This window comes from Bradyrhizobium sp. IC4060 (assembly GCF_020193715.1).
Lineage (GTDB): Bacteria > Pseudomonadota > Alphaproteobacteria > Rhizobiales > Xanthobacteraceae > Bradyrhizobium > Bradyrhizobium yuanmingense.
Genome location: NZ_JADYVJ010000016.1, coordinates 103,928 through 117,798, shown reverse-complemented (window position 1 = coordinate 117,798; position 13,871 = coordinate 103,928). Strand labels below are relative to the sequence as shown.

Annotated in this window: 10 protein-coding genes; 8 read left to right on the top strand and 2 right to left on the bottom strand. The window is 65.5% G+C overall.

Features of this window, described 5'->3' with window-relative positions; genetic code table 11:
* Positions 1 to 1,014 precede the first annotated feature (1,014 nt).
* Together ilvD and I6F16_RS33300 are read left to right on the top strand one after the other, a co-directional pair.
* A complete protein-coding gene (gene ilvD / locus I6F16_RS33305) occupies positions 1,015 to 2,736 on the top strand; it encodes a dihydroxy-acid dehydratase (protein ID WP_036012786.1) in 1,722 nt (573 codons plus the stop codon).
* Positions 2,723 to 3,550, top strand: coding sequence for a tetratricopeptide repeat protein (locus I6F16_RS33300; RefSeq protein WP_225112491.1), 828 nt, complete (start codon positions 2,723 to 2,725; stop codon positions 3,548 to 3,550). Before ilvD ends, I6F16_RS33300 begins: the two co-directional genes overlap by 14 nt.
* Positions 3,551 to 3,565: 15 nt before the next feature.
* Here the strand turns inward: I6F16_RS33300 and xth are convergent, their stop codons facing one another.
* A complete protein-coding gene (xth, locus tag I6F16_RS33295; protein ID WP_036028256.1) occupies positions 3,566 to 4,363 on the bottom strand; it encodes an exodeoxyribonuclease III in 798 nt (265 codons plus the stop codon).
* 153 nt (positions 4,364 to 4,516) lie between these two features.
* Here xth and I6F16_RS33290 point away from each other — a divergent pair, with 153 nt between their 5' ends.
* Complete coding sequence (locus tag I6F16_RS33290; protein WP_225112490.1) at positions 4,517 to 6,826, top strand: ATP-binding protein; 2,310 nt, start codon at positions 4,517 to 4,519, stop codon at positions 6,824 to 6,826.
* Between the two features lie 5 nt (positions 6,827 to 6,831).
* Here the strand turns inward: I6F16_RS33290 and erpA are convergent, their stop codons facing one another.
* On the bottom strand, positions 6,832 to 7,161 hold the full coding sequence (erpA, locus tag I6F16_RS33285) for an iron-sulfur cluster insertion protein ErpA (protein ID WP_024342679.1): 330 nt from the start codon (positions 7,159 to 7,161) through the stop codon (positions 6,832 to 6,834).
* Positions 7,162 to 7,271: 110 nt separating this feature from the next.
* Between erpA and I6F16_RS33280 the strand changes: the two genes are divergently transcribed.
* From I6F16_RS33280 to I6F16_RS33260, 5 genes are all read left to right on the top strand, one after another.
* Positions 7,272 to 8,480, top strand: coding sequence for a deoxyguanosinetriphosphate triphosphohydrolase (locus tag I6F16_RS33280; RefSeq protein ID WP_225112489.1), 1,209 nt, complete (start codon positions 7,272 to 7,274; stop codon positions 8,478 to 8,480).
* A 9-nt stretch (positions 8,481 to 8,489) separates the two neighbouring features.
* The gene (gene argS / locus I6F16_RS33275) at positions 8,490 to 10,280 is read left to right on the top strand and encodes an arginine--tRNA ligase (RefSeq protein WP_225150016.1); all 1,791 of its coding nucleotides are present in this window, start codon (positions 8,490 to 8,492) and stop codon (positions 10,278 to 10,280) included.
* Between the two features lie 140 nt (positions 10,281 to 10,420).
* Positions 10,421 to 11,956: an SPOR domain-containing protein gene (locus I6F16_RS33270; protein WP_225112487.1), complete on the top strand. Its 1,536-nt coding sequence runs from the start codon at positions 10,421 to 10,423 to the stop codon at positions 11,954 to 11,956.
* Positions 11,957 to 12,003: 47 nt separating this feature from the next.
* Positions 12,004 to 13,032, top strand: coding sequence for a beta-N-acetylhexosaminidase (nagZ, locus tag I6F16_RS33265; RefSeq protein ID WP_225112486.1), 1,029 nt, complete (start codon positions 12,004 to 12,006; stop codon positions 13,030 to 13,032).
* Positions 13,029 to 13,868 (top strand): ScpA family protein, encoded by an 840-nt coding sequence (locus tag I6F16_RS33260; protein WP_036012765.1) that lies wholly within the window; start codon positions 13,029 to 13,031, stop codon positions 13,866 to 13,868. The genes nagZ and I6F16_RS33260 overlap by 4 nt, the downstream gene beginning before the upstream one ends.
* Positions 13,869 to 13,871 lie beyond the last annotated feature (3 nt).

Below are 13,871 nucleotides of genomic sequence, written 5' to 3'. Positions count from 1 at the left end.
GTATGCTGCTGTGCGGTTCTTCCTGCGTGTGCTTTTCGCGCAGCGGACCGCGGGTGCCGCCGGCACCCGGCCTTCCCTGCGCCCTCTTGCATCTGAGGGCGGCGAGACGAAGCAAAGCTCGGGCGAAAATGCGCTGCGGGGCTGAATACGCACGTCTGCGTCACACATTCGGTGTCATCGCCCGGCTTGACAGGGCGATCCAGTACTCCGAGACACCAGTGATTGAATCGAGAGGCCGCGGCGTACTGGATTCCCCGCTCCAGTGCGCGATTGCGTACAAGGCGGGGAATGACAGTGTTACTTGGAGAACGCAGCGTCGCCTCACACTCCGTCATTACGAGCGCAGCAACTTGTCCGCCGAAGCCTTTGGCGAAGGCGGAAGCAATCCAGAATCTTTCCGCGGCGGGAATCTGGATTGCTTCGTCGCAAGGGCTCCTCGCAACGAGGAGGAGAGTGCGAGCGCTAAACTCTCTCGTGCCCCGGACGCAGCGCAGCGTCCCCCCGGCGATGCGAAGCATCCGGTTCGACGATGCGCTGCCGAGCCGGGGCCCATCCATCTGCGCCGTACCATGTCGCCCCTGGGTCCCGGCTCTGCGCCGCAACGCCCCCGCGCGTTGCAACTTGTCCGGGACACGAGCGAACCGCATCGCTTCGCGTGGGGCTGCCGCCGACTCACTTCGGGAATGCCCGCCTGTCGTCCAGAGCGGATGTTCTGTGCCTTCCCAAAGATCTCAGGTTGTGGATCGTCACTTTAGCGAGGTATCGACGTAAGCAAACCCGTGTCTTCCCGGTAACGATTGTGCTGTCTGTGCAACACCCACATCGGATTTAACCCTTATCACCGGCGGTTCGCATCGCCGCCGCTTTTTGGCCACACCCGAACATGAATAAAATCGCTCTAATGTTTTAAGGGCAGTGGCGGTCTTCGAAGGCGACGAGAAAATCCCAAGGTCGATTCAAATCTTGGCTCTGATTTTTCGGGTCTGAAAGGGTTGGCCGGAGAAGCTGGTTGCGATGGGCGCGAAGATCAACAAGCAAAGGCTGCCGAGCCGTCACGTGACGGAAGGCCCTGCGCGCGCGCCGCACCGGTCCTATTTCTACGCCATGGGTCTGACCACCGAGCAGATCCACCAGCCCTTCGTCGGCGTCGCCTCGTGCTGGAACGAAGCTGCTCCCTGCAACATCGCGCTGATGCGTCAGGCGCAGGCGGTGAAGAAGGGCGTCGCGTCCGCCGGCGGCACGCCGCGCGAATTCTGCACCATCACCGTGACCGACGGCATCGCCATGGGCCATGACGGCATGCGCTCCTCGCTGCCGTCGCGCGAATGCATCGCCGATTCGGTCGAGCTGACCGTGCGCGGCCATGCCTATGACGCGCTCGTCGGGCTCGCCGGCTGCGACAAGTCGCTGCCGGGCATGATGATGGCGATGGTCCGCCTCAACGTGCCCTCGATCTTCATCTATGGCGGCTCGATCCTGCCCGGCAATTTCCGCGGGCAGCAGGTCACCGTGCAGGACATGTTCGAGGCGGTCGGCAAGCATTCGGTCGGCGCCATGTCGGACGAGGACCTCGACGAGATCGAGCGCGTCGCCTGTCCCTCGGCCGGCGCCTGCGGCGCGCAGTTCACCGCCAACACCATGGCGACCGTGTCTGAGGCGATCGGCCTCGCGCTACCTTACTCGGCCGGTGCCCCCGCACCGTATGAAATCCGTGACGCCTTCTGCATGACCGCGGGCGAGAAGGTGATGGACCTGATCGCCCAGAACATCCGGCCGCGCGACATCGTTACCCGCAAGGCGCTGGAGAATGCGGCCGCCGTGGTCGCGGCGTCCGGTGGCTCCACCAATGCTGCGCTGCACCTGCCTGCGATCGCGCACGAGGTCGGCATCAAGTTCGACCTGTTCGACGTCGCTGAAATCTTCAAAAAGACACCATATGTCGCGGATTTGAAGCCGGGTGGCCGTTATGTCGCCAAAGACATGTTTGAAGTAGGTGGCATACCGCTTCTGATGAAGACGCTGCTCGACAACGGCTTCCTGCACGGTGATTGCCTTACCGTCACAGGCCGCACGATCGCCGAAAACCTCAAGAGCGTGAAATGGAATCCGCACCAGGACGTGGTGCACCCGGCAGACAAGCCCATCACCGTGACAGGCGGTGTGGTCGGCCTGAAGGGCAATTTGGCGCCAGAAGGTGCGATCGTGAAAGTCGCGGGAATGTCCAACCTCAGGTTTACCGGTCCGGCCAGGTGCTTCGACCGTGAGGAGGACGCGTTCGAGGCGGTCCAGAACCGCACCTACCGCGAAGGCGAAGTCATCGTGATCCGCTACGAGGGGCCGAAGGGCGGTCCCGGCATGCGGGAAATGCTCCAGACCACGGCAGCGCTGACCGGCCAGGGCATGGGCGGCAAGATCGCGCTCATCACGGACGGCCGCTTCTCCGGCGCCACCCGCGGCTTCTGCATCGGCCATGTCGGGCCGGAGGCGGCGGTCGGCGGCCCGATCGGGCTGCTCGAGGACGGCGACGTCATCGAGATCGACGCGGTGGCCGGTACTCTTAACGTAAAATTGAGCGACGCCGAGCTCGCCCAGCGCAGAACCAAATGGAGCGCCCGCGCGACTAACCACACGTCGGGTGCGCTCTGGAAATATGCTCAGCAGGTTGGACCGGCGGTCGGGGGGGCAGTGACCCATCCGGGCGGCGCGCACGAGAAACAGTGCTATGCGGACATTTAGGCGTGCCACAGTTGCGTTTGTGTTGGGGGCGGCTGCGCTGGCCGCGCCGGCGTTCGCCTTCGACGGTGCGCCGGTCAACCCGAAGGATGCCACCATCCCGGTCGTGACGACCTTGCCCGGCGCTGCGGGTGCGGTGCGCACCAAGGTTCCGCCGCAGGTCGCGACCCAGGAAACCTCGCTCACCGCCTTGCAATATGCCGCCGAGGGCGGCCACCCCATCGCGCAATGGAAGCTCGGCCGCATGTACGCCAACGGCGACGGCGTCGCCCAGGACGATTTGCGTGCCTTCGAATATTTCAGCCGGATCGCCAACGCGCATGCCGAGGACAGCCCGTCGGCGCCGCAGGCGCAGATCGTGGCCAACGCCTTCGTCGCCCTCGGCCGCTACTATCTGGCCGGCATCCCGAATTCGAAGGTCAAGGCCGACCCGGACCGCGCCCGCGAGATGTTCTCCTATGCCGCATCCTATTTCGGCAACGCGGACGCGCAGTACGACCTCGCCCGTCTGTACCTGAAGACCCCGGACGCCTCGCGCGAGGACTACCGCTATGGCGCGCGCTGGCTTGGCCTCGCCGCGCAGAAGGGCCAGCATCAGGCCCAGGCCTTGCTCGGTCAGATGCTGTTCAACGGCGACCGCCTGCCGCGGCAGGCCGCACGCGGCCTGATGTGGCTGACGCTGGCGCGCGACAGCGCCGGTGCCGACGAGGTCTGGATCAAGGAAAGCTACAACCGCGCCTTCGCCAAGGCCTCCGACGACGACCGCGCCATGGCCCTGCAAATGCTGGAGCAATGGGTGCAGGGGCGTCGGGAGTGATCGGCTGAGGCGGCCTTAAGCCGCCTCGAGATCCAGATCCGCCCACACCGGCACGTGATCCGACGGCTTCTCCCAGCCGCGCACATAGCTGTCGATGCCGACATTGGCGAGCTTGTCGCTGGCCTGCGGCGACAGCAGCAGGTGGTCGATCCGCAGCCCCTGGTTCTTCTGCCAGGCCCCGGCCTGGTAGTCCCAGAACGTGTAGAGCCCGCCCTCGTCGGTGACGGCGCGCAAGGCGTCGCTGAGGCCGAGGCCGAGCAGGGACTGGAAGCTCTCGCGCGTCTCGGTCTTGAACAGCGCGTCCTCGGTCCAGGCGGCCGGATTGTGCACGTCGCGGGCATGCGGGATGACGTTGAAGTCGCCGGCCAGGATCAGCGGGACCTCCTCCTTGAGTCGCTCCTTCGAATAATCAAGAAGCCGCGACATCCATTTGAGCTTGTAGGGATATTTATCGGTCCCGACCGGATTGCCATTGGGCAGATAGAGGCAGGCGATGCGCAGCACCCCTCGCTTCAGCGTCACCACGCCTTCGAGGAAGCGGGCATGGCTATCCTCGTCGTCGCCGGCGAGGCCCGACTTGGTCTCGTCGAACCTGAGCTTGGAGAGCAGGGCGACGCCGTTGAACGTCTTCTGCCCGTGCGTCACCACGTTGTAGCCGAGTGCCTCGATCTCCAGCCGCGGAAAGGCCTCGTCGACGCACTTGATCTCCTGCAGGCAGACGATGTCCGGCTGGCACTCTTTCAGCCAGGTCAGGAGCAGATCGATCCGCTGCCGGACCGAGTTCACGTTCCAGGTGGCTACTCTGATGGGCATTGGCAGGGCTCCGGGCGGGGGTCTTGGTTAGAACAAAATGCAAACGCACCCGTCAAGCCGGCCGCAAAATCTCCCACAAAATTAACCCGGCTTAAGCAGGCCGCAGGCCATTGATCGTCAAGAGGTTCCTCGGATGGATGGCCGGACAAGGCGATGAATCGAACTCAGCCGCGTGACGGCCTGATCGGCGCGTTCCTGTATTGGCTCGGCGGCTTCGAGATCGAGGACGGTCTGACCGCCGATCTCAGCGAGCGCGAGATCCGCCGCATCCGCGCCAAGCAGATCGACGCGGTGACCCAGCTGATCCCCGTGACGATGGCCGTGACGATGCTGAACGTCGCCATCGTGCTGATCCTGTTCTGGGGCAGGGGCTGGAACGACTTCCTCGCCATCTGGGGCCTGACGCTCGCCGCCACCGCTTCGCTCGCGGTGCGCGCGTGGCACAAGTCGCATCAGAACCCGCCGCAGGAGGCTTCGCCCCGCGCGGCGCGGCAGATGCTGCGGCAGGCGTTTTTTCTCGCCGCGATCTGGGGCGCGCTGCCGCTCGCTCTGTTCAGCCGCATCGAGCCGACCAGTCAATTGCTCCTGGCCTGCCTGATGGTCGGCATGATGTCCGGCGGCGCTTTCACGCTCTCGACCTTCCCGCGCGCGGGCCTCGTCTATCTCGCGACCATGACGATCGCCTGCGCCAGTGCGCTGCTCCTGTGCGGCACCGGCCCATATCTGGTGACCGCCGTGTTCCTGCTGCTGTTCGCATTCTTCATGGCGCGCAACATCGTCTCCCAGGGCAACCTCTTCCTCGGCAATCTCAAGGCCCAGCTCGAGCTCGAGCGCCAGACCGAGATCATCTCGCTGCTGCTGAAGGATTTTCAGGAGAACGCCAGCGACTGGCTCTGGCAGACCGATGCCGAGGGACGCCTCGTCGACGTGCCCGAGCGCTTCGCGGACGTCGCGCAGCTGCCGCTTCCGCTGCTGAAAGGCGCGCAGTTCGCCGACGTGCTCGACATGCTCTGCCCCGAGGACAAGTCAGCGGCCTACAACATCGTCGGCCTGATGGAGCAGGCCGAGCCGCTGCATGAGATGAATCTCAAGGTCGTCGCCGGCGGCGAGGCCCGGCTGTGGTCGCTGACGGCGAAGCCGGCCCACGATCGTGACGGTCATTTCCTGGGCTATCGCGGCTTCGGACGCGACGTCACCGAGCGCTGGCGCGCGGAAAAGGCCGAGGCCGAAAGCCGCGCCAAGTCCGACTTCCTGGCGGTGATGAGCCACGAGATCCGCACGCCCATGAACGGCGTGCTCGGTCTTGCCAGCATGCTCCTCGAAACCAGGCTCGATCCGGAGCAGCGCGAGGCCGTCACCACGATCCGCGAGTCCGGCGACAACCTCCAGCGCATCCTCAACGACATTCTCGACCTCTCCAAGCTGGAAGCAGGCCGCTTCCAGTTCGAGGCGATCGACTTCGCGCCGCAGGCGCTGGTCGAGACGGTTGCGACCGTGGTGCGCGCCAGCGCCAAGAGCAAGGGGCTCACGGTCAAGGTCGAGCTCGATCCGAACCTGCCGCCGACGCTCCGCGGCGACGTCGCGCGCATCCGCCAGGTGCTGCTCAATCTCGCCTCCAACGCTGTGAAGTTCACCGACGAAGGCGAGGTGACGATATCGGCGACCTGCCAGGCGCGGCGCGACCTGCTGGCGACCGTCGAATGGACGGTGACCGACAGCGGCATCGGTATCGCGCCCGACAAGCTCGACCTGCTGTTCAGCGACTTCGCCCAGGCTGATGCCTCGATCAGCCGCCGCTTCGGCGGCACTGGCCTCGGCCTTGCCATCAGCAGGCGGATCATCGAGCAGATGGGCGGCACGATCGGCGTCATCTCGACGCCGGGAGAGGGCTCGACCTTCCGCTTTACGCTGGTCCTGCCCTGGAGCCAGGCGCAGGCGTCCGATCAGGCTGGCGGCCGCGACGAAGCCGACGAGCTCCAGGCCCGGATCTCCGGTCTCGACCGGCCGCTGAAGGTGCTGGTCGCGGAGGACGATGCGGTCAACCGCATGGTCGTGAGCAAGATGCTGGGGGCATTCGACATCGAGCTGCGTGTCGTCACCGACGGGACCGAAGCCGTCGCGGCAGCCTGCGAGGGCAATTACGACGTCGTGCTGATGGACGTGCGCATGCCCGACATGGACGGGCTCGCCGCCACCCGCGCGATCCGCGCGCAAGGCGAGCGCTTCGAAGCCTTGCCGATTGTCGCGCTGACCGCCAACGCCTTCCCCGAGGACATCAAGATCTGCCGCGAAGCCGGCATGTCGGACTTCCTGGCCAAGCCGCTGCGCAAGCCGGCACTGGTCGGAGCGCTCCTGCGGGCGCTGGACGGTCACGTCATGTCGGAGGACGCACCGCTCCAGCCGACGTTGATGCCGGTCGAGGTGGCCTGGACGGACGAGGAAAGGGAGATAACGGGCGCGTAGGCGCGCTAGACCGAGAAGCTCGTCCCGCAGCCGCAGGACGCGGTGGCGTTGGGATTGTTGACGCGGAACGACGCGCCGATCAGGTCGTCGACGAAATCGACCTGCGACCCCGCCAGGAACGGCTGGGAGGCGGAATCGACCAGCACCACCGCATTGTCCTGCTCGATCACGAGATCGTCGTCGGTGCGGGCGCGGTCGATGTCGAACTTGTACTGGAAGCCGGAGCAGCCGCCGCCCTCGACCGAAATGCGCAGCATCGCGCCCGAGCCTTCGCCCTTGAGGATCTCCCCAATCCGGCGTGCGGCCCGGTCGCTGATGGTCACGGCAGTCGTCATTGCTGGTCTCCGATAGTCCCGGCGTCATACCCAATTCATTTGGTATCCCGCGCCCGACATAGTTAAGTGCCACCATACGCAGAATCAAATGGATAGGGACTAAATTCGCCGTGTCCGTCGGAATGGCAGCCCCCCGCGCGCCCTATGCCTGCGACCCCGATCGCAGCCGCGGCCGGCTGGTCGCCGAGCCTCCGAGCCGGACCCGCAGCCCGTTCCGGCGCGATTGCGATCGGGTGATCCATTCCACCGCGTTCCGCCGCCTCAAGTACAAGACCCAGGTGTTCGTGTTCCACGAGGGCGACCACTACCGCACCCGGCTGACCCATTCGCTGGAGGTGGCCCAGATCGCCCGCGCGCTGGCCCGCCAGCTCGGGCTCGACGAGGACCTCACCGAAACTCTGGCGCTCGCGCACGATCTCGGTCATCCGCCGTTCGGGCATGCCGGCGAGCGGGCCCTGGACGCCTGTCTGAAGGCGTTCGGGGGCTTCGACCACAATGCCCAGACGCTGCGCGTCGTGGCTTCGCTCGAGCACCGCTATCCCGAGTTCGACGGGCTCAACCTGACTTGGGAATCGCTGGAAGGCATCGTCAAGCATAACGGTCCGCTGACCGACCGCAGCGGCGCCCCGGTCGGGGGCTACCGCGAGCATGGCGTTCCCGTCGGGATCGCCGACTACGTCAAGACCTACGATCTCGAATTGTGGAGCTTCGCCTCGCTGGAGGCGCAGGTCGCCGCGATCGCCGACGACATCGCCTATGATGCCCACGACATCGATGACGGTCTGCGCGCCGGCCTGTTCCAGCTCGACGATCTCAAGGTGATGCCGCTGACGGCGGAGATCATCGCCGAGACTGCGGCGCATTATCCCGATCTTGAAGACGTCCGGCGCGGTGCTGAGCTGGTGCGCGAGCTGATCTCGCACCTGATCGGAGCGGTGTTTGCGGAGACAGGGAAGAACCTCGCGGCCGTGAAGCCGCAATCGGCCCAGGATGTCCGCGGGCAGAGCCGGGCGCTGGTCGCGTTCCCCGCCGAAGTGGCCGAGGAAGAGGCCGCCATCAAACGCTTCCTGTACCAGCACATGTACCGCCACGCGCGGGTGATGCGGGTGATGGGCGAGGCCGAGCAGATCCTGTTTGACCTGTTCGCAAAATACCTGAAATCCCCCAGCGAGCTGCCGCCGGAATGGCTGCTGGGGTCGGAGGCGGACGATGAGGGCGACCGGGCCCGTCGGATCGGCAATTTCATCGCCGGAATGACCGACCGTTTCGCCCTGACCGAGCACCAGCGGCTCTTTGACTCGACCCCGGATTTGCGTTAGGCGGCGGCCATGCCCCAGACATCCTCATCGCTGCATCTGTTCGCCGACGTGCTCGCACGCGTGCACGGCGCCTGCCGCGCGCTTGCGGCGGATTCCAGCTGGCCCGAGGGCATCGATTTCTCCCGCGTCGTCGTCGAGCCGCCGCGCGATGCCTCCCATGGCGACATGGCGACCAACGCCGCCATGGTGCTTGCGAAAGAGGCAAAGGCAAAGCCGCGCGATCTCGCCGAGCAGATTGCCGAACGGCTGCGTGCCGACGCGCTGATCGCCAAGGTCGATGTCGCCGGTCCCGGCTTCATCAATCTGACTCTGAAGCCCGCCGCCTGGGCCGAGGCGCTGCGCACGGTGCTGCGCGAAGGCGCCGATTACGGCCGCATCCGGGGCGGCACCAAGGTCAATGTCGAATACGTCTCCGCCAATCCGACCGGGCCGATGCATGTCGGCCATTGCCGCGGCGCCGTGTTCGGCGACGCGCTGGCGAGCCTGCTCCAGTTCGCCGGCCACGATGTCACGCGCGAATATTACATCAATGACGCCGGCGCCCAGGTCGACGTGCTCGCGCGCTCAGCCTTCCTCAGGTATCGCGAAGCGCTCGGCGAGGATATTGGCGCGATCCCGGAAGGGCTCTATCCCGGCGACTACCTCAAGCCGGTCGGGCAGGCGCTGGCGACGGAGCATGGCGACAAGCTGCTCGCGATGAGCGAGGCCCAGTGGCTGCCGACCGTGCGCGCCAAGGCGATCGCGATGATGATGGACGAGATCAAGGACGATCTCGCCGCCCTCAACATCCGCCACGACGTGTTCTTCTCCGAGCGCTCCCTCATCGAGACCGGCAACAACAAGGTTGCGGAGACCATCGACTTCCTGAAGGCCAAGGGCGACATTTACGAAGGCCGCCTGCCGCCGCCGAAGGGCGCGCCGGTCGAGGATTGGGAAGACCGCGAGCAGCTGCTATTCAGGGCGACCGCCTACGGCGACGACGTCGATCGTCCGCTGATCAAGTCGGATAATTCCTATACCTATTTCGCCTCCGACATCGCCTATCACAAGGACAAGTTCGACCGCGGCTTTGCCGAGATGATCGACGTCTGGGGCGCCGATCACGGCGGATACATCAAGCGCATGCAGGCCGCGGTGAAGGCGACGACGTCGGCTAAGGGATCGCTGGACGTCAAGATCGTCCAGCTCGTGAAGCTCTTGCGCAACGGCGAGCCGGTGAAGATGTCCAAGCGGAGCGGGGACTTCGTCACCTTGCGTGAAGTGGTGGATGAGGTCGGCCAGGACGCCGTCCGCTTCATGATGCTGTACCGGAAGAACGACGCGGTGCTCGATTTCGATCTCGCCAAGGTCATGGAACAGTCGCGGGACAACCCGGTGTTCTACGTCCAGTACGGCCATGCTCGCGGTCACTCGATCTTCCGCAATGCCCGCGCCGAGGTGTTCCCGGAACTCCCGGAGGATGCCGGCCCGCGGATCGCATGGCTCGCTGAGTCGGCGGTGGAACGGCTGTCGGACCCCGTCGAGCTCGATCTTCTTAAGCGCCTAGCAATTTATCCGCGCATGCTGGAAGCTGCCGCCGCGGCCCATGAGCCGCACCGAATTGCCTTTTATCTCTATGATTTAGCCAGCGAATTTCATGCACTTTGGACGAAAGGGCGCGATTTGCCCTATTTACGCTTCATTATCAATAATGATGCAGATCTTACAAAGGCGCGATTGGCAATGGTCCAGGGCGTCGTCTCGGTCCTGGCATCGGGCCTCGCCATCCTCGGCGTCCATGCCCCGGACGAGATGCGGTAGTTTGGGGCGAACTACTTAAGGGGAATTCGGGGGTAACCGGCAGAAGCCGGATCGCTTAGACTTGGTTGAAAGCCTTGTGGGTCGAAAGCCGTGCCTTGGTCGAGGGGCGCGCGGCTTTCCCGAAGGGACGCATCATCACGATGGCCGAACGATATCAGGACAGACCGTTTCCTTCCGATGACTATGGTCGCGGCGGCGACCAGCATGGGAAGGCGGATAGCGATCCCTTGGCCGAGCTCGCCCGTCTGATCGGGCAGACCGATCCGTTTGCAGCGCAGTCGCGTCCGCCGGTCCAGAGCTATCAGGACCACGATTACCGCCAGCTCGATGATCAGCAGGACTACGCGGAGCAGGCACCGTCGCCGCCCTCATGGATGCGGCGTGCCAACGTGCAACCGCAGCCGGCACCTGCGCCGGAGCCTGACTATCCGGTCACCGTAAGCCCGGTCCACCCGCTGCATCGCTACGCCGCCAAGTCTGCCGCGCCCGAGCCTGTCGTTTATCAGCCCCAGGCCTATCAGGACACCTATCAAGATCAGGCTCATCAGGAGCAGGCCAATCAGCAGCATGGTCAGGCCTACCAGGAGCAATCCTATCAGGAGCCGTATGCGCAGCCCGATCCGTCGCGCTACGACGATGCGCTCTATGGTCGGCTGGAGACAGGCGAGCAGGACTATCAGCGCGAGCCGGCCTATCCCGACGACCCTTACGCCGACCAGAGCGACTATCCGGAGGACGAGGTCGAGGAGCCGAAGAAGCAGCGCGGCGGCATGATGACGGTCGCGGCGATCCTGGCGCTTGCCGTGCTCGGCACCGGTGCTGCATTCGCCTACAAGACCTATATCGGCTCGCCTCGCAGCGGCGAGCCGCCGATCATCAAGGCCGACAACACCCCGACCAAGATCGTGCCGGCGCCGACGGACTCCGCGGCCAAGGTGCCGGATCGCATGGTCAGCGGTGACGGCACTGAAAAGATCGTGCCGCGCGAGGAGGCGCCCGTCGACGTCAACGCCAAGGCGGGCGGGCCGCGCGTGGTGTTCCCGCCGCTGAACCAGAATGCGAATCCGCCCTCGGTGGCGAGCGTGTCACCATCCACCGTGCCGCCGCCGAGCGCGGGTCCGAGCCCGAGCAACGGCACGCTGCCGAACAATTCGCCGCGCGCGATCAGGACCGTTGCGGTGAAGGGCGATCAGACCGATAGCGCCGTGCCGCAATCGGCCGCCGCCAAGCCGGCGCCCGCGGCGCCGAAGCCCGTTGCCGCGCCGGTTGCGCCCGCCGCGCCGCGCAATCCGCCGACCTCGGCCAATGCCAGCGCCAACCAGCCGATGTCGCTGGCGCCGCAATCGTCCCCGGCGGCCGAGCCGCCGCAGCGGATAGCTGCGACCAACCCGACGCAGATCGCGCCCACCAGCAGCGGTGGCGGCTACATCGTGCAAGTCTCCTCGCAGCAGAGCGAGGATAGCGCCGCCGCATCCTACCGGGTGCTTCAGAGCAAATACGGCAGCGTGCTCGGCTCCCGTTCGCCCGTCATCAAGCGTGTCGACCTCACCGACAAGGGCAAGGGAGTCGTCTACCGCGCCTTCGCCGGCCCCTATGGTTCGGCCGAGGAAGCGACGCAAGCCTGCAACAATCTGAAGTCCGCAGGCCTGTCTGCCTGCTTCGTCCAGAGGAATTAACGGTCGTTTCCTTGACCCCCTCGCGGGGCAGAGTTAATCGGCCGGTTATGAGCACGCGGGCCTTCATTACCGGCGTATCCGGAACGGAACTGACCGCCGCCGAGCGGGAGTTTATCCGTGCCGAACGCCCATGGGGCTTCATCCTGTTCAAGCGTAATGTCGCAACACCAGCACAAGTTGCTGCGTTGGTTGCAGAATTGCGTTCGGTCGCGAAGGCCCCCGACGCGCCGGTCCTGATCGACCAGGAGGGGGGACGGGTGCAGCGGCTGGGGCCGCCACACTGGCCGGTCTATCCGCCGGGGGCCGTATTCGCGAATTTGTACGACACTGATTCGGCCCTCGGGCTCACCGCGGCGCGCCTCAGTGCCCGCCTGATCGCAGCCGATCTCGCCGATCTCGGCGTTACCGTGGATTGCCTGCCCTTGGCGGATGTGCCGGTGCCGGGCGCCGATGCGGTCATCGGCAACCGGGCCTACGGCACCGAGCCCGGCAAGGTCGCGGCGATTGCCCGCGCCGTCACCGAGGGCCTGGAGCAGGGCGGCGTGCTGCCGGTGCTCAAGCATATTCCCGGGCATGGCCGCGCCACCGCCGACACCCATTTCAAGCTGCCGACCGTCGACACGCCCCGGGACGAGCTGGAGCGGACCGATTTCGCCGCATTCAAACCGCTGGCTGATCTGCCGATGGCGATGACTGCACATGTTGTGTTTAGCGCCTTCGACCCCGCCCATCCGGCGACGACATCTGCGACAATGATTGCTGACGTGATTCGCGGCGCAATCGGGTTCCAGGGTTTGTTAATGAGTGATGACGTGTCGATGAACGCGCTGTCGGGAAATATCGCCGAGCGGACTCGCGCGATCTTCGCGGCCGGCTGCGACGTGGCCCTGCATTGCAACGGCAACATCGAGGAGATGCGCGACGTCGCCGGCGAGACACCTGAACTGGCCGGTGGGGCGCTGGAGCGTGCGAACGCCGCGCTCGCCGCACGCAAGCCGCCGCAGCCGTTCGACCGCGTGGCCGCACGCGCCGAACTGGATGCATTGATCGCACGGGCAAACACGGCATCGGCATGACTGCAGAAATCCTATCGTTCGAAACCGGGCGGCCCGCAGAGCTCGCCGAGGGTGAGCCGGCGTTGGTGGTGGACGTCGAGGGCTATGAGGGCCCGCTCGATTTGTTGCTTGCGCTGGCGCGGCAGCAGAAGGTCGATCTCGCCAAGATTTCGATCCTCGCGCTCGCCGACCAGTACCTCCATTTCATCGAAGCCGCGCGAAAGATCCGGCTGGAGCTCGCCGCGGACTATCTGGTGATGGCCGCATGGCTTGCCTTCCTGAAGTCGCGCCTGCTGCTGCCGGAGCCGCCGAGCGCGGAAGGCCCGAGCGCCGAGCAGATGGCGACGGCGCTCGCCAACCGGCTGCGCCGCCTGGAAGCCATTCGCGAAGCCGCCAACCGGCTGATGAACAGGCCGCAATTGCAGCGCGACATCTTCGCGCGTGGCGAGCCCGAGCACATCGCCGAGATCAAGCACCCGAAATACACGGCCACGCTCTATGATTTGCTCACCGCCTATGCCGCGCAACGCCAGTCGCGCGTGCTGGCGAGCGTGCATCTGGCCAAGCGCACGGTGTGGTCGCTCGCCGAAGCACGCGCCACGCTGGAGCGGCTGGTCGGCAGCATCACCGAGCAGGACGATTGGGGTGTTCTCGACGACTTCCTGATCCGGCATGTCGCCGACCCGACGCAGCGCGCGACGGTGTTCGCCTCGAGCTTTGCCGCCGCGCTCGAACTGGTGCGCGAAGGTCAGCTCGAGCTGAATCAGAAGGAAGCGTTTGCGCCGATCTATTTCCGGAAGGGGCGCCCAAAACCGGTCCCGGACGCAGCTCCTGCGCCTGATGCGCCGGTCGCTTAAGTG

Bases quoted from the DNA above. Each gene is read 5' to 3' on its own strand.
- ilvD (WP_036012786.1), top strand. From the start codon at position 1,015: ATGGGCGCGAAGATCAACAAGCAAAGGCTGCCGAGCCGTCACGTGACG.
- I6F16_RS33300 (WP_225112491.1), top strand. From the start codon at position 2,723: ATGCGGACATTTAGGCGTGCCACAGTTGCGTTTGTGTTGGGGGCGGCT.
- xth (WP_036028256.1), bottom strand. From the start codon at position 4,363: ATGCCCATCAGAGTAGCCACCTGGAACGTGAACTCGGTCCGGCAGCGG.
- I6F16_RS33290 (WP_225112490.1), top strand. From the start codon at position 4,517: ATGAATCGAACTCAGCCGCGTGACGGCCTGATCGGCGCGTTCCTGTAT.
- erpA (WP_024342679.1), bottom strand. From the start codon at position 7,161: ATGACGACTGCCGTGACCATCAGCGACCGGGCCGCACGCCGGATTGGG.
- argS (WP_225150016.1), top strand. From the start codon at position 8,490: ATGCCCCAGACATCCTCATCGCTGCATCTGTTCGCCGACGTGCTCGCA.
- I6F16_RS33270 (WP_225112487.1), top strand. From the start codon at position 10,421: ATGGCCGAACGATATCAGGACAGACCGTTTCCTTCCGATGACTATGGT.
- nagZ (WP_225112486.1), top strand. From the start codon at position 12,004: ATGAGCACGCGGGCCTTCATTACCGGCGTATCCGGAACGGAACTGACC.
- I6F16_RS33260 (WP_036012765.1), top strand. From the start codon at position 13,029: ATGACTGCAGAAATCCTATCGTTCGAAACCGGGCGGCCCGCAGAGCTC.